The 16,696-nt window shown below is 42.0% G+C and carries 15 protein-coding genes; 6 read left to right on the top strand and 9 right to left on the bottom strand.

The genetic code is table 11. The annotated features are described in order from the left end of the window. On the top strand, nt 1-1,086 hold the full coding sequence (locus tag JWQ85_RS02555; protein WP_299463459.1) for a glycosyltransferase family 4 protein: 1,086 nt from the start codon (nt 1-3) through the stop codon (nt 1,084-1,086). Here the strand turns inward: JWQ85_RS02555 and JWQ85_RS02550 are convergent. From JWQ85_RS02550 to msrA, 5 genes are all read right to left on the bottom strand, one after another. Beyond that, entirely contained in the window at nt 1,081-2,142 is a 1,062-nt protein-coding gene (locus tag JWQ85_RS02550) for a glycosyltransferase family 4 protein (RefSeq protein ID WP_299463456.1), read from the bottom strand. The genes JWQ85_RS02555 and JWQ85_RS02550 overlap by 6 nt on opposite strands. After that, nucleotides 2,132-3,793 (bottom strand): ABC transporter ATP-binding protein, encoded by a 1,662-nt coding sequence (locus JWQ85_RS02545; RefSeq protein WP_299463453.1) that lies wholly within the window; start codon nt 3,791-3,793, stop codon nt 2,132-2,134. Before JWQ85_RS02545 ends, JWQ85_RS02550 begins: the two co-directional genes overlap by 11 nt. Nucleotides 3,794-3,803: 10 nt before the next feature. Further along, nucleotides 3,804-4,529 (bottom strand): sugar transferase, encoded by a 726-nt coding sequence (locus tag JWQ85_RS02540; RefSeq protein WP_299463450.1) that lies wholly within the window; start codon nt 4,527-4,529, stop codon nt 3,804-3,806. A 79-nt stretch (nt 4,530-4,608) separates the two neighbouring features. Further along, nucleotides 4,609-5,115 (bottom strand): peptide-methionine (R)-S-oxide reductase MsrB, encoded by a 507-nt coding sequence (msrB, locus tag JWQ85_RS02535; RefSeq protein WP_299463446.1) that lies wholly within the window; start codon nt 5,113-5,115, stop codon nt 4,609-4,611. A 2-nt stretch (nt 5,116-5,117) separates the two neighbouring features. Then, the gene (gene msrA / locus JWQ85_RS02530; protein WP_299463443.1) at nt 5,118-5,750 is read right to left on the bottom strand and encodes a peptide-methionine (S)-S-oxide reductase MsrA; all 633 of its coding nucleotides are present in this window, start codon (nt 5,748-5,750) and stop codon (nt 5,118-5,120) included. 260 nt (nt 5,751-6,010) lie between these two features. Here msrA and JWQ85_RS02525 point away from each other — a divergent pair, with 260 nt between their 5' ends. The 5 genes from JWQ85_RS02525 to JWQ85_RS02505 all read left to right on the top strand — a co-directional run bounded on the left by JWQ85_RS02525 (nt 6,011) and on the right by JWQ85_RS02505 (nt 10,241). Further along, nucleotides 6,011-6,202 (top strand): cold-shock protein, encoded by a 192-nt coding sequence (locus JWQ85_RS02525; RefSeq protein WP_129875592.1) that lies wholly within the window; start codon nt 6,011-6,013, stop codon nt 6,200-6,202. A gap of 151 nt (nt 6,203-6,353) precedes the next feature. Continuing rightward, the gene (locus tag JWQ85_RS02520) at nt 6,354-7,211 is read left to right on the top strand and encodes an RNA polymerase sigma factor RpoD/SigA (RefSeq protein WP_299463436.1); all 858 of its coding nucleotides are present in this window, start codon (nt 6,354-6,356) and stop codon (nt 7,209-7,211) included. Nucleotides 7,212-7,404: 193 nt separating this feature from the next. Next, the gene (locus JWQ85_RS02515; protein WP_299463433.1) at nt 7,405-8,709 is read left to right on the top strand and encodes an NAD(P)/FAD-dependent oxidoreductase; all 1,305 of its coding nucleotides are present in this window, start codon (nt 7,405-7,407) and stop codon (nt 8,707-8,709) included. 117 nt (nt 8,710-8,826) lie between these two features. Then, nucleotides 8,827-9,582: an SDR family oxidoreductase gene (locus JWQ85_RS02510; RefSeq protein WP_299463430.1), complete on the top strand. Its 756-nt coding sequence runs from the start codon at nt 8,827-8,829 to the stop codon at nt 9,580-9,582. 77 nt (nt 9,583-9,659) lie between these two features. After that, nucleotides 9,660-10,241, top strand: a complete 582-nt coding sequence (locus tag JWQ85_RS02505) for a TetR/AcrR family transcriptional regulator (RefSeq protein ID WP_299463427.1) — start codon at nt 9,660-9,662, stop codon at nt 10,239-10,241. Between the two features lie 46 nt (nt 10,242-10,287). Here JWQ85_RS02505 and JWQ85_RS02500 read toward each other — a convergent pair whose 3' ends face one another. The 4 genes from JWQ85_RS02500 to JWQ85_RS02485 form a co-directional block, all read right to left on the bottom strand. Then, on the bottom strand, nt 10,288-13,425 hold the full coding sequence (locus JWQ85_RS02500; RefSeq protein WP_299463424.1) for a CusA/CzcA family heavy metal efflux RND transporter: 3,138 nt from the start codon (nt 13,423-13,425) through the stop codon (nt 10,288-10,290). Between the two features lie 59 nt (nt 13,426-13,484). Further along, complete coding sequence (locus tag JWQ85_RS02495) at nt 13,485-14,579, bottom strand: efflux RND transporter periplasmic adaptor subunit (RefSeq protein ID WP_299463421.1); 1,095 nt, start codon at nt 14,577-14,579, stop codon at nt 13,485-13,487. Between the two features lie 27 nt (nt 14,580-14,606). Beyond that, nucleotides 14,607-15,878 (bottom strand): TolC family protein, encoded by a 1,272-nt coding sequence (locus JWQ85_RS02490; RefSeq protein WP_299463418.1) that lies wholly within the window; start codon nt 15,876-15,878, stop codon nt 14,607-14,609. An 81-nt stretch (nt 15,879-15,959) separates the two neighbouring features. Continuing rightward, nucleotides 15,960-16,696, bottom strand: a 737-nt coding sequence (locus JWQ85_RS02485) for a HAMP domain-containing sensor histidine kinase (RefSeq protein WP_299463415.1), incomplete at its 5' end; no start/stop codon positions are given.

Here is a 16,696-nt window from a genome sequence, read left to right as displayed (position 1 = left end):
ATGAGGTTTGTTTTTGCCAGTTATGTGTATACCGAAGAGTTTAGCCAGCCGCAGGCATGGCTAAAACGCATTAATGCATATAGCGGAATTTTAGAAGCATTAAGCCAAACTAATGAAGTAATAAGTATTGAACAAATAAACTACGAAGGACAGTTTTTTAACAATGGTGCCGATTACCGTTTTCTACGTTTCGGGCGTAACTCCTTACGTTTTTTTCCATTAAAGCTACATCAATACATAAAGCGATTAAAACCCGATGTGGTGTTTATTCAAGGCTTGCATTTCCCTTTACAGGTTATTCAGCTGCGTTTGTTGCTGGGGCCAGGTGTGAAAATAATTGTCCAGAATCACGCGGAAAAGCCTTTCTCCGGCTTAAAAAAGACCCTGCAAAAATTAGCCGACCGCTGTGTAGATGCCTACTTGTTTGCATCATATGCTATGGGTGCAGAATGGGTAACAAATGGTAACCTCGCCAATGCATCAAAAATATACGAGGTGATGGAAGTGTCCTCTGTTTTTTACCCGATAGATAGAGACCTTGCCCGCGAAAAGACAGGCATTAGCGGCAACAAGGCCTTTTTATGGGTAGGCCGCCTCAACGATAATAAAGACCCGTTAACCGTTGTCAAAGCTTTTGTAGCATTCACAGAGAGTAACCCCGACGCCCGGCTGTATATGATATATCATACCGATGAGCTTGTAAACGATATAAAAGCCTTACAGACCAATGCCATTAAGCTGATCGGTAAGGTATCACATGAGGATCTGCTATACTGGTTCAATAGCGTTGATTTTATTGTTTCGGGATCGCATTATGAAGGTAGCGGCGCGGCTATTTGCGAGGCAATGTCATGCGGGTGCATACCTGTAGTTACCGATATTCTTTCTTTTAGGATGATAACAGATAATGGCAATTGCGGCATTTTATATCCGCCCGGTAATGAACAGGCCATGCTATCCGCCTTAAACCAAACTTTGCATATGGATGTAGAAGAAAAGCGACAACTAACGTTAAATCATTTCAAAAACACGCTTTCTTTTGAAGCCATAGCCGGTAAGATCAGCAAAATAGCAACATCGCTATAAACCGAAAAGCGCCATCATAGCCTTTGCACTATCAGTTACATTATACGGTAATATTGCCCGGGGACTGTGTTTGGTATCAGATAAAATGGCTTTTACTTTTTGCATCATATCCTTCTCATTATTTACAATATGCCAGTTGGGTACGGGTTCATCCATGGGCTTTACAAAACTTACTACACTGGCCCCGGCATACAGCGCTTCAAGGTTTACATAACCGAACCCCTCATAGGCAGAGGTATGCAGCAATATTTTTGAACGCTGCATTAATTTTAATATTTCCGGGTACGGTAATTCGCCCTTTAGCACTAAATTATTTTCAAGTCCGAAAGATTTTATCATTGCCGATAAACGCCCCATTTTTGGCCCATCGCCACAGATAATGACTTTTATATTAGGATAGTACACTTTTAACAAACTAATTGTTTCTACAAAAATGTGGTACTGTTTAAGGGGTATCAGCGAGCCAACGCCTATAATGTCTATATCTTTTTCAATTTCACCCTTACCAAATAAGGAAGTATCCAGCCCTATCGGGATAACATGTTCTGGCTTTACATTGTAGTTTCTGTTGTATTCTTTTACAATAAAATCTGATATGGCAATCAACTCATCGCCTTTCATGTTTAAACGGGGCACGTAACCATTGCCCGCTTTTGCATCCTGCCCAAGCAGCCAGCAATAATGTTTTAAGCCTTTAAGCCGGGCAAACTTGCTGCCTATAAAAGCGCATTCGTTCAGCCAAAAGCTTAACAAGCCTATGATGTGGTATTGCCTGTTTAACTTTTTTAAACGTTGCCAAACCCGAAACCATACCATCAAGCGGAAAAGCTTACCCTTCCCTTTGCCACCAAACGCAATCACATTTACATTGTTCCACCTATAATTTTCCGCAACAAATGGGTATTGAAAAGTTAGTACAATGATCTTAACGCCCGGATAATTTTGCTGAAGTGATTTTACAAATACTTGCAGCGGCGTAATACAGGTGCTGTCGGCTTCATTGGCGGGGAAACCGGGTGTAAGTATGATAAGGGCCTGGGGTTTATCAGTTGCCATTGGGTAGAATAATTTTGTTGCAGAAAGCCAGGCTTTCCTGGTTATGGGTAATGAAGAGTATTATCTTTCCTTGTTGCGTAAATTGCTTTAACCTGCTTAGGATAATGTTTTCTGCTGCGGCATCCATTTCATTAAAAGGTTCATCCAGTATCAACATATCAAAATCGTGGTATAACGCACGGGCAAGAACTATTCTTTGTCGCTGGCCGCCACTCATGTTTTTGCCGTTCTCGGTAATAAGTTTGTTTATGCCTTCGGGATATTCAATCAGCATATTATCAATGCTGCAAATGCTAACTGCTTCGGCCAATTTACCCGCATTATACGTGCCATCCGTTAGAACTATATTTTTAAGAATGGTATCGTTTATAAAAAAGCCCTGCTGTTTAACATACGATATACGCGGCCAGTAATTTTGCCTGTCAGCCTTATCGGTTATAGTATCATTGATCATGATAACGCCGGCATCCTGATCTAAAAAACCAAGCAACAAATTAACTATAGTAGTTTTACCTAAGCCGGAATGTCCCGAGATACCCGCCATGTCACCTGCACCTATTTCAAAACTGCAATTATTTAAAACCTGCCGATCTTTAAACCCGAAAGCTACCTTATAAAAATTTAAAGAGGTTATAGGTGCCGGAAGGTATGATGTACTCTCCTGTGTAATTTCTGCTGATGGCTGCAGGTCCTTCAGGGTAAACTCATAGGCTTTTATCTGCCCTGTGCTGTTCAGTATTTTTACTATCCCGGGGATGATCTTATATGATGCGGCCATAAAAATGCCGATATTCAGCAGATTGATACCGGGGGAGTTGGCGCTCCATTTATTAATAGCAACCAGTATAAAAAAACCGAGGATAGCGAATACCTCTATCAACCGTGATGGCAGCCCCTGTAAAGTTTGCTGGGTGGCAATATTTTCGTTTAGTCTGTTTTGATAGCCGTAGTACCGATTTACAAAAAAATCATCCTTCCCAAAAACATTGCTTTCTACGTATCCGGCTAATGTTTCCTGCAGATGCTGGATTGTTTTTTCGCTGGTTATTTTATTATCGGCACGTATGTTTTTTAATCGTTTCCTGATGAACCAGGCCAGCAAAACCACGGGGGGCAACAGCAACACAAAAAGCAGTAAAAACAGCGATGGGTGATAGAACAGAATAGCAACAATGGTGAAAAATATCAGGATGCTTTGTGATACCACCTGCTGCACATTGGTGAGGATATAATTGCTGAACTCGATGGGCTGCTGGCTTATTTTACGAATAAGCACGGATGAATCTACATTGATAAACCGGATGTAGCTATCTTTTAAATACTGCCTTATATTCCTGTCAGATAAGCGCGAGGCTACCCGGTAAAAGAAAAAGTTTTGTGACCTGGTTATGCGGTAACCCAACCAGTTCTTCAACCCAAAAAGCAGGAAAAACCCGCTGATTAGCAGCAAGGAATCTTTATTAAAATATTGTGTGATAACCGGTGGAGTAGCAGCCCCGCCGTTGGTATAAAAATTTATAACCAATAACATGCCCCCTAAAAAAGCGATGTCAAGTATGCCTATAACCAGGTCGAGTATGATCAGGCTGCCTATCTTTTGCTTTTCCTGCTTATTAAGTATGCTTAAAATGGCTGTGGCAAGATATTTCAAAGCTTTTGGATCAGGATTGTAGTTTCTTCAAAGTATGGCCAATAGTTCTGAACACTATTTTTGCATCCATCAGGGCCGACCAGTTTTTGATGTAAAAAATATCATATTCGGTCTTTCCGTTCAGGTGCTGTATATCAATGATGGGGCCATAAAAACCATGAGATTGTGCCAAGCCGGTTATGCCCGGTTTTACATGATGGCGATTGTTATAACTCTCTAACAACTCGCTAAACTTTTCATTTTCGGACAGCATGTGCGGCCTTGGCCCTACAACAGACATATCGCCGATAAGCACATTAATAAACTGCGGTAATTCGTCTAAATGGCTTTTGCGTAAAAACCTGCCTAATGTGGTGATCCGCCCGGCATCTGTTAAGGGCGATAAACTATCGCCATTTGTTTCGACAAGCATGGTGCGCAGTTTAATGCAATTAAAGATCCTGCCATTTCTCTTGTTTCTCTTTTGTATAAAAAACACCGGCCCTGGCGAATCCAGTTTTATCATTAGGGCTAACACCGGTAACAACCACGAAAGCAGGAATACAGTTACCGTGGCAGACATAGCCACATCTATTATCCGTTTAAGTATAATATTGTGCTTTTTTACAAGCGGTGAACCTGATAAATTATGAAGGTTTTTTGTATGGTTTATAGCTATCCCCTGCCGGGAATTGTCAATATATGGCTGGCCGTAACCCTTTTTAAATTCTAATAGATTATCGTTAGTAAATATCATCAACCGGTAGTTTTGCTATAAACATTACGGTGCCGGTTGATGGATAGTTGCCTGTCTTAAATGCTAAATATACTTCTTATCAGTCTGGCTGAAAATCTAAAGAAACGGAGTTCATGCAAAACCTTTTATAGGTGGGTGCCGGGCCATCATCAAATATATGCCCCAGGTGCGAATTGCATCGCGCGCAGATCACCTCGGTACGTTCCATCCCAACCGAATTATCTTCTTTATAAATTACGCTGTTCTTCCTTACCGGTTCGTAAAAACTTGGCCAGCCGCAGTTGCTTGCAAACTTAGCATCAGACCTGAATAGTTTGTTACCGCAAACAGCACAATAGTAGGTTCCTTTGGCGCTTTTGTTCCAAAACTGACCCGTAAAAGGGCGTTCTGTGGCCTGTTCACGGGCGGTCGCGTACAATGCAGGCGGCAGTATCTTTTTCCACTCGGTATCTGATACCTTTATGGGGCTGGTATCTGTATTGGAATAGTATGGGTTATTCTCGTGGCCTTTCGCGCTTTTTAAATGCTGCGCAAACGTGCAGGTAAAGCACAGTAATAATAACACGGTGATGTATATCGGTTTCATTTTTAGTTCTTCAGTTTGTTTTTGAATACTTTTTTAAACTTATCCAGTTCGGGCTGTATTACATATTTACAGTATGGGTTGCTGCCTTTATTTTGGTTAAAGTAATTCTGGTGGTAATCTTCGGCCTTATAAAAAGCCGTGTAAGGGCTTACCTGAGTAACTATTTTGTTTTTATAAGCCTTTTCGGCATTTAATTTACCAATGTAGTATTCGGCTTTTTGCTTTTGGGCCGCGTTGTGATAAAATATAGCCGACCGGTATTGCGTGCCTACATCATTACCCTGGCGGTTAAGCTGTGTTGGGTCATGCGCTACAAAGAATGCAGCCAGCAATTCATCATAACTTATTTGCGATGGATCATAGATGATATTGCAAGCTTCGGCATGGCCGGTGGTACCGGTACAAACCTGCTCGTAAGTTGGGTTGGCAACTTTGCCCCCGCTAAAGCCCGAAACCACTTTTTTAACACCTCTTAGTTGCTGAAACTTTGCTTCGGTACACCAAAAGCAGCCTGTGGCAAATGTGGCAGTATCAATTTTAGCCTTAGCATTGGTTGGGGGATTTGGAGTTGTGCCTGCAAAAGCAGCCACGCCGCTGATTAATAATAGGGCTATTTGAAAGATTATTTTCTTCATATATATTTTGAAAATGATGCTGGTTTACCATCATTGCACTATAAACGTAAAAAAGCGCTGCAGGTATTTGCAGATTGGTGCAAACATAATATTGTGATGATTGGTTGACAAATAGATAATGTTTGATCAGCGCGAAAAACAATTCATTGTCATTTTTAGCTATAAACACACCTTGACTATAACTAAAAGTGTATCAATTACATATTTATACTAATTAATGAATAATTTAAGGTATATTTGTCACTATTTAAATCAATATAATGCAACAAGGAACAGTAAAATTTTTTAACGAAGAAAAGGGTTTTGGATTCATCACCCCAAGTAACGGTGGCAAAGAAGTGTTTGTTCACTCATCAGGTTTAGTTGATCGCATACGCGAGAATGATACTGTACAGTATGAAGTAGAAGAAGGCAAAAAAGGCCCTAACGCGGTAAAAGTTAAAGTAGCTTAATACACTATAATTAATGATCGTGAAGCATTCTCTTTAATCGGAGAATGCTTTTATTTTTTTTCCGGGCCATTCAAAAGTACCCGTCCCCGCTCTTTTAAAGTTTAGCAAATTGTTTAATTGCCGGCATTATAGCCGCATTATTCCCCATTAAATGAGACAACTTAAGATAAGTCAATCCATTACCAACCGCGAGACCCAATCGCTTGATAAATACTTAACAGAGATCGGTAAAGTAGACCTCATCACTGCTCAGGAAGAAGTTATCCTGGCACAAAAAATACGCGAAGGCGACCAGGCAGCATTAGAGCGCCTTACAAAAGCTAACCTTCGTTTTGTGGTATCTGTAGCAAAACAATATCAAAATCAGGGTATTACCCTTGGCGACCTTATTAACGAGGGAAACCTTGGTCTGATAAAAGCCGCCCGTCGTTTTGATGAAACTAAAGGTTTTAAGTTTATATCATACGCGGTATGGTGGATCCGTCAATCTATTATTTCGGCCATATCAGATCAATCACGCTCGGTTAGGTTGCCATTGAACCAAATTGGTACATTAAGCAAGATCCGCAAAACACAGTCAAAACTGGAGCAGGAATTTGAGCGCGAAGCTACACCCGAAGAACTGGCAGAATGCCTGGAAACTACGGTTGAAAAAATCGCCGACTCGTTACGTAATTCGGGCCGCCAGGTATCTATCGACGCGCCTTTTCAACAAGGTGAAGAAGGCACTTTGCTGGATGTAATGCATAACGACGACCCTACTACAGATAGCATGCTGATACATGATTCGCTTGCTACCGAGCTGGCACGTTCCCTATCTAAATTAGGCGAGCGCGACCGCGAAGTTCTTGTATTATTTTACGGTTTAGGTAACAACAATACCCATACCTTAGAAGAAATAGGCGAGAAATTTGTACTAACCCGCGAACGTGTTCGTCAGATAAAAGACAAGGCGCTGCAACGTATAAAACAATCATCGCGCAGTGGTGCGCTGCAATCTTATTTGTAGCCAATACCGCTCTCGCAGCAATATTAAAAACCGCTTTTAACTTGTTTAAAAGCGGTTTTTTTGTGGCCGTTAATTTGCTTACTTTCACACTATCAGCGTTGTGTAAAATATGCCAAATACTACATAGTGTATAAAATACAATAAGTATATTTACATCGTCATTTATAATGGTGACAAACATAAATCTACAGAAATGAGCGATCTTTCTAACCCGGCAGATGCAACAGGCGACAGGCTTGGCATTGCTAAAAAAATTGTGGTTATTGGGGGAGGGTTTGCCGGTGTAAACTTTGCACAAAACGTGGCAAAAAACAAAAACTACCAGGTTACCCTGGTAGATAAAAACAACTACAATTACTTCCCTCCACTGCTTTACCAGGTATCAACCAGTTTCCTGGAACCATCAAGCATCAGTTATCCTTTCCGTAAATTATTTCGTAAGGATCAAATTAGCTTCCGTATGGGCGAACCGGTAAAAATTGACCCGGCCAGCCAAACCGTTTATTTAAAAGACGGCGAAATAAGTTACGATTACCTGGTGTTTGCAACAGGCGCCAAAACCAATTTCTTCGGTAACGAAAATATTGAAAAGAATGCCATCCCCATGAAAACCATTGACGATGGCCTGCGCATGCGTAACGCTTTATTAAAAACACTGGAAAAGGCAACCATTACCCAAGACCCTGCCGAGCGTAAAAAGATGCTTACCATAGTAGTTGCCGGTGGCGGCCCTACAGGTGTTGAGGTATCGGGCATGTTAGCCGAAATGAAAAACTACATTTTCAAAAAAGACTACCCCGAACTTATCAACCAGCCCGGCGGTATATATATTGTTGATGGCAGCCCCAACCTGTTAGGCGCCATGAGCGAAAAAACACACAAGGAGGCTTATAAAGTACTCACTAACCTTGGCGTTAAAGTTAAGCTGAACACCCGTGTAAGCGATTATGTTGACGATAAAGTAACCTTATCAAACGGCGAAGTTATTGAATCAAAAACCTTGATATGGGCGGCAGGTATTACGGCCAATACATTTGACGGGATACCGGTAACCAGCCTGGGCGCAGGTAAACGTATGATAACCGACCAGTATAACAAAGTACAGGGGTTAGATAATATATACGCCATTGGCGATGCCGCTATCCTTACAACAGATGCTGCCTACCCTATTGGCCACCCACAAATAGCGCAGGTTGCCATACAGCAAGGAAAAACGCTTGCCAATAACTTTATAGCTATGGCGAAAGGCAAACCCTTAAAAGCCTTTAAATACTTTGATAAAGGCGATATGGCCATTATAGGTAGGAACCATGCTGTGGTAGACCTGTTTAAGCATAAACTACACTTCAGCGGCATTATTGCCTTATTTATGTGGTTGTTTATTCACTTGATATCATTGGTAAACTATCGTAACAAACTGCAGACATTGTACAACTGGGCGGTGTCATACATTAGCCGCGACCAGTCGTTTAGGATGATATTCCGGTCGGGTTTGTAAGAGAATTGCAATAATGGAACAAACGTTCCATTATTTTTTGATTTAATTTGGAACGAACGTTTCAATATGATTACATTTGTCTATCAAATCACAAAAACAAAAATTAACACATAAAAAATGAAAATTTTAGCAAACAAAGTTGCCGTAGTTACAGGTGGTAACAGCGGTATTGGTTACGCATCAGCAAAAGAATTAGCCGATAAAGGTGCCCGGGTTATCATCACCGGCCGTAATAAAGATTCGGTTGCTAAGGCAGCCCAGGAACTTGGTGTTACAGGCATTGTATCTGACCAAAGCAATTTAGATCAGATAGATAGTTTAGTAGCAGAAGTAAAAGCCCAATTTGGCAAAGTGGATATCTTGTTCCTTAACGCAGGTATAGCCAATTTTAGTCCGGTTGAAACTGCTCCCGAAGCACATTTTGACGGCATTATGAACGCTAATGTAAAAGGCGTTTACTTCACCGTTCAAAAGTTCATCCCCATATTAAATGATGGTGCATCTATTATATTTAACACATCGGTTAACGCAGTTTTGGGCATGCCGGGCAGTAGTGTTTACGGTGCTAGTAAAGCCGCTATTATATCATTTAATAGAATTTTGGCCCAGGAGCTTGCACCACGTAACATCCGTGTAAACGCGATATCTCCCGGCCCTGTTGCTACCCCTATATATGACAAATTGGGTTTAACCGAAGAAGAAGTGAATGGTTTTGGAACTGTATTAGCCGAACGTATTTTATTGAAACGTTTTGGTAAATCAGAAGAAATTGCAAACGTGGTTAGGTTCCTGGCTTCTGATGATGCATCATTTATCACCGGTACCGAAATTACAGTTGATGGCGGCCTTACCGTTAACGCAGTAATGTATTAATTAACATCATCCTATTTTTTTATACCGATTTGGAACAAACGTTTCAAATCGGTAATTTTGTTTTAACTAATTATATCATGGCACGCAAGAAGGAATTTGACGAGGATGAACTGCTGGAAAAAGCGGTAAACCTATTTTGGGAAAAGGGCTATTATGCAACATCGGCACAAGACCTTGTGGATGGCTTGGGCATCAATCGTTCCAGCCTGTATAATACCTATACAGATAAACGCACGTTGTTTACCAAATCGCTTAAACACTACCAGGATAAGCAAACCAGTGCTGTATTATCACTACTAAACAATGCAGATAATATCTACGAAGTTGTAAAAGAAATTTTTGACAGGATAATTCAGGAAAGTATTAAGGATGACTTAACCAAGGGCTGCTTTATGGTGAATACTGCCGTTGAACTTTCCAGCCATGATCCGGAAATAAAAAATCTGGTAAACCTGAACAACCAAAGTGTTGTAGATGCCTTAACCAGGGCTATAGAAAAAGGCCAAAAAAGTGGCCAGATAAATCAGGACAGTACTCCTCTTGCTATTGCAAGGTTCATATTTAACACCATTAGCGGCTTAAGGGTAACAGCCCGTTCAGGTGCCGATGAAAAAACATTGCAGGATATTGCTTCGGTAACATTGCAGTCCCTAAAGTAAACCCTCGCGGTTTACCTTAGGGCGATACAATGTTTCAAACAATAAACTAAGCACTAACTACACCTATCCTTTCTAATAGTTTCCGGTTTTCACGTCTATGGATCAATCGATAAACCATTGCATAAATAACAGGTAATATTAAGAGGGTAAGAATAGTTGAAGTAATTAACCCGCCTATAACCACAATGGCTAAGGGCTTTTGGGTTTCGCTGCCAATACCGGTTGATAAAGCGGCAGGCATAAGGCCTATGGCAGCCATCAGGGCGGTCATAACCACCGGGCGCACACGTGATACCACACCTTCTAATATGGCTGTATCAAGCTGCATATGGGCTTCCAGGTTCTTGCGGAACACAGATATCAATATCACACCATTTTGAATACATACACCAAACAAGGCTATAAAACCAATACCGGCAGATATGCTGAAGTTGGTATGGGTAATATGCAGTGCCAGTATCCCGCCTATAAGCGCGAACGGTACGTTCATAATGGTAAGCATAGCATCTTTAGCATTGCCAAAGGTGATATATAGTATCAGGAAGATAACCAGTAAACAAATAGGCACAACGTGCGCTAATGTATTTGAAGCACGGATCTGGTTCTCAAATTCGCCGTTCCAGGTAAAGGCATAACCTTTATCCAGTTTAACAGCAGCATTAACTTTTTTCTGCGCTTCGGCAATGGTACTGCCCAGGTCGCGGCCACGCACACTAAATTTGACTGCTATATAGCGCGTGTTATTATCCCTGAAGATAAATGCCGGACCGGTCAGTTGTTTAATTGTTGAGATCTCCTTAATGGATATTTTTGAGCCATTCATGGTAGGTACCATCAGGTTCTCTATTTTCTCTTCTGTATCGCGATATTGTTTCTGATAACGCAAGCGGATGTCGAACTTACGCTCGCCCTCATACAATTGCGTGGCAGCTTTACCGCCTATGGCCATCTCTATCACCGAGTTTGCATCGGCAGTTGCAACACCATACAACGCCATTTTCTGCTGATCAAGCTCTATCCTAAACTCGGGTTGGCCAAGATTACGTAGCACGCCTAAATCGTCTACACCTTTTACATCCTTCAGCACTTTAAGTACCGCATCTGCTTTTTTATCCAGCGTTTCAAAATCAGGCCCGAATATTTTAACGGCCATGCTGGCATTTACACCAGCCACGGCTTCGTCCACGTTATCGCGAATAGGTTGCGAATAGTTAAATACAATACCCGGCAGTTTACGCAGCTGTTGATCCATCTGGTCAATCAGTTCTTCCTCGCTTACACCGCTTGGCCATTGCTTTTTATTCTTCAGGTCGACCTGGATCTGCACGTTAAAGAAACCCTTAGGGTCGGTACCATCGTTGGTACGGCCTACCTGTGCCAACGTTTGCTTCACCTCGGGGAATTTCTCCAGTATCTGCATCATTTTTTGGTTGATGTTTTCGGCCTGGTTCAATGATACACTCATTGGCAATTCTGCTTCTACCCATAGGGCGCCTTCATTCAGATCAGGAAGGAACTCCGTCCCCAGGAACTTAGCCGAGAAGAAAGTTATCGCCATAAAACTAAAGGCGATGATGAGACTCAATTTTTGGTTTTTATAAGTAAAGCCAAACATTTTACGGATCCCGTTCTCAAAAAACAGCACTACCGGGTTATGTTTCTCTCTAACGTTTTTTCTTAGCAGGATACTTGACAATGCAGGTACCAGGGTAAGTGTAAATATCAGCGCACCCAACAAGGCAAAGCCTAATGTATAAGCCAATGGCGAAAACATTTTACCCTCTACCTTCTGGAAAGCGAAGATTGGGATTAAGCATGTAATGATGATCAGTTTGGAAAAGAAGATAGCTTTACCCATCTCCGCACCAACATTCTTGAACAAGCCAAGCTTAGCGATCTTGTTAAACTTTTCCATGCCTAATTCTTTGGCACGATGGTCGAGCGCTACGAAGATTCCCTCCACCATTACCACGGCACCATCTATGATAATACCAAAATCTACCGCCCCCATCGATAATAGATTGGCCGTCATTCCCTTTATACGCATACATATAAAGGCAAAGAGCAATGCCAACGGAATGATGATGGCCACCGTTAAAGTTGTCCGCCAATCGGCCATGAACAGGAACACAATAACCGTTACCAGCACTATACCTTCCAACAGGTTATGAATAACCGTTTCTGTACAAAAATCCATCAGGTTGGTACGGTCGTAAAAGGTATCTATCTTCACATCCTTTGGCAGGATATTTTCATTCAGGTCGGCAACCTTCTCACGTATCTTATCTAATACTACCGCCGGGTTCTCCCCTTTGCGCATTACTATGATACCTTCAATAACATCTTTTTGCCTGTCGCGACTTACCTGCCCCAGACGTGGTAATCCGCTTTCCTTTATATCGGCAACATTACGCGCCAGTATAGGCACGTTATTTACATTTTTAATAATGATGTTCTGTATCTCGCTGATGTTGTTGATCAAACCTATACCACGCACCACAAAGGCCTGGTCGTTCTTCTCAATTACATCGCCGCCCACGTTAATGTTACTGCGGTTTATGGCGTTGTACACATCAAGCGATGTTAACCCGTATTTCTGCAGCAACGATGGGTTTACACTCACCTCGTAAGTTTTCTCCTCACCGCCAAAGCTGTTTACATCGGCAACACCCTGTATAGATTTAAACTGACGGTCCAGTATCCAATCCTGTATGGCGGTTAAATCGTGGATAGATTCTGTTTTGCTTTTAAGCGTATAACGATAGATCTCGCCGGTTGGGCCGTATGGGGGTTCTACCTCTGGTTTTACACCATCCGGCAAATCAGCATTTTGCAGACGGCTAAGCACCTGCTGGCGGGCAAAGGCATCGTCTACATCGTCATCAAATATGATACGCAGGTACGAAAGGCCGAACGAAGATGTGGTACGCAGGTTAACCTTTTTTTGTACTGAGTTAAGCACGGTTTCCATTGGGATGGTGATCATTTTCTCCACTTCTTCGGCGCTGCGGCCCGGCCATTGGGCAATAACTATTATTTGCGTATTGGTAACGTCTGGGAACGTCTCAATCGGGGTGTTAAGATAACTCCAGACGCCCAATACAGCCAGCACCGCAGTCAAAAAGAATACCATCGCCCGGTGCCTGAGCGAGAAGTATATTATATTTTTAATTAGCTTGTTCATTTGTTTGAAAGAAAATAGAAATGCTTAGAGGAATGTGTAATAGATAAATAATGTCCGGTTTAATCTTCCGTTAAAGCATTGTACAGCAGCAGCTGGCTTTTCGAGATCACCTTATCTCCCGGCCTTAAACCCGATGATATGTAAGTGATATCGTCAACCGTTTTAATTACACTTACCGCGCGTACCTGCAAGTCGCACTTGCTGTTGTAAACCACCACAAAATTTTTGCTGCTATCAAATATCACAGCCGATGCCGGGATAGCTACCGAGCTTGAGCCCTCTTTATTTGAGATAAGCACATTGGTAAACATCTCGGGTTTTAACAGCATATCCTTATTATCCAAGGCTACGCGCACTTTCATTACCTTGTTATCGGGGTCAAGTACCGAGCTTATCTCGTCTATTTTACCGTTAAAGGTTTTATCCGGATAGGCCAGTGTTGTTATTTTGGCATCATAGCCTTTTTTAACTTTGGCTATGTCTGTTTCAAATACGTTTGCCCAGATCCAAACATCCTTCATATCCGATATGGTGAACAAACTGCTGCTGTTATCAGGACGGATAAAGTTACCTGCCGAGATATTCTTTTCTACAATGTAACCGCTGCCCGGCGCTTTTATAACAAGTGAGCCGCTGGCATTGGTATTACCGCCGCCATTAATAGCAATTTGGTCGCGGACTTTGCTATTCGCAGCTACTGCCTTGTTGTAATTTTCTTTAGCTTCGGTATAATCGCGTTCGCTTGATATCCCGTTTTTGTACAGGTATTCGGCTTGTTCTAACTGGCGTTTGTTTATGGCAAGGTCAGATTTTGTAGCACTTAAATCGGTATAGCTGCCGGCTACATCCGCACTGCGTATAATGGCAAGGGTTTGGCCTTTGGTTACTTTATCGCCCAGGGAAACCTTAACCTCCATTACCTGCCCGCTTGTAAAAGGGAATACTTTTACCACTTTGTTCTCATCAAACGATACCTCGCCGGATAGGGTAAGCTCATCCTTCATCGGTGTGCTTTTAGCGGTATCTATCTTTATCATTTTTTGCAGCGAATCGCTTATGCAAACCTGTTTGGTTTCCATAGTGCCGGTTTTTTTCTCCTGGCAAGCGGTAAGGCTTATTAAAGCCAGGCCAACGTATATTATTTGTTTTTTCATTATTCTTTTATGCTGATGTAGTGCTTTTTATGATGGGTTTACAACTGTGGTGCCTACCGCGTAATTTAAATCGGCAATGGCTTTTTGCAGGTTTAGCTGCTGCTGTAATATTTTTAGTTTGGTTTCGCGGTACGAGTCAAAAAAGTCTACAAACTCCTGCAGGTTTATTTGCTTTTGCTGATATGCTTTAGACATGCCCTTAAACAACTGATCGTACTTATTATAAAAGTCATTCTCGCGGGTACCCAATAATTGCTGGCTTAAATTGTACTGCTGTATAGCCGAATACACATCGTTCTGCAATTGCAGTTCGCTGTTTTTAAGGGTATACTCCTGGCTTTGGGCGGCAAGTTTGGCGTTTTTGATATTGCCCTGGTTGCGGTTAAAAATAGGCAGTGGCAGGCTTATCTCTAATCCTACAAAGTTGCGGGCGTAGCTGCTGTTCTGGTCATAGGTGCTTCCAATGGTTATATCGGGCACAGCCATAGCTTTTTGCAGGGACAGGTTATGATTATTTTGGTCTAACAAATATTGGTTAGCCAAATAATCGCCCCGGTTTGCCTTTGCCAGTTCGGATAGCGTGGCTGCGTTGAGTGTTGTATCGCTATTGTTAAAGGTTATTTGCGGGGCTATAAATTGATCCGCGTTAGCAACCAATAAAGTTTTAAGTTCGCTTTGCAGGTCGTTTATCTGGCGGTCAATCTCTACCATGTCATTCTGCAAGCCAAATAATAAGGCCTTTAAGCGGATAAGGTCTTTTAACGAGTTATTACCGGCCTGGTAAGATTTATCGGTAGCGTTAACCATATTAGTAGCCGATGCAATCTCGGTTTGGTAAACCTTACGTTGGTCTATCAGATTAGCCACCTGCGAAAAATCAAGTAACAGGTTATAATGCAGGTTGCGCAACAGGTCATTAAACTGTGCCTGCTGGATTTTTACATCATCGCTTGCTACCTGTACTTGTTTGCCACGTTTGCCGGCGGTTTTAAAAACCTGGCTTAGTTGGACAAGTATTTGCCCGTTGCCATTGCTATGGTCAAAAAACTTTTTGTTGGCGTCGGTAATATTTTGGTCGGTACTTAAAACGGGGTTATCCCAAAGTTTGGCTTGTTTAACTAATGCCTGCGCGGCATCAACATTGTACTTTTGAGCAAGAAGGCTTAAGTTATTGGTCAGGAAGCTTTTTTCGACATCCTTAAAAGTTACCTTAAGTGTATCTGTTTGTGCGTATGCATTGCGCCCCAATAAAAAGAATGGGGCAAATAGGACTATAAAACTATAATATCTGCGTAACATGAGTGCAATTGTTTGATAGCACCAAAACTATTGCACGTGTATTAGAGATACATTAGAACCAAATTAGAATAGCATTAGAATTTAAGAGAGGGTGTTGTTTTTTATAAACTCAACAATAAAGGTACTGCCCTGCCCCTCAGATTCCACGCTTATGGTCCCTTTGAACAATTCAATTATTTTGCTGGTAATATACAACCCAATACCACTGCCGGCAATTGACTTATCCTTATTGGCCCTAAAGAATGGATGAAAGATCTTCCCGGCGTTTTCTTTAGTAATACCCCGGCCCTGGTCGCTGACCGATATTTTTATATGAGTTGTAGTCGCTTCAAAACTCAGCGTAACAGGATGCGGTTCCGAATATTTAAAGGCATTATCTATAATATTATTCAGGGCGATATAAAGCATCTGCTTATTGGCCGGAATAGTGAGGAGCTCTTCGTCCTCGGGTAAACTGGCTAACTGTATTTTGAGCATACCCGGCCCTTTCCTGCCCGACCATTGCTCCTCCAGTTCCCAAATCAATTCATCTACCCTAACCGGCGATAGTTTGGCCTGGGTATAGTTCAGATCTACCTGTGCCAGCTCCATTAAACTGGTGATGGTTTCCTGCAGGCGGGCACCATCGGTGGCTATTGATGATAAAATGCGCTCGTATTCGGCAGAGTCACGATTTTTCTCTAAGGCCACTTCTACCTCGCCCATAATACTGGTAAGCGGGGTGCGCAGCTCGTGCGATGCATTGGCCACAAAGGTTTGCTGTAGTTCGAAGGCGTTTTGCAGGTGGGCCAGCAGGCGGTTAAAATTATCTATCAGTT

Source organism: Mucilaginibacter sp. (assembly GCF_028288105.1).
GTDB lineage: Bacteria > Bacteroidota > Bacteroidia > Sphingobacteriales > Sphingobacteriaceae > Mucilaginibacter.
Note: the sequence above shows the minus strand (reverse complement) of the source record. Positions and strands in the feature narration are given on the sequence as shown.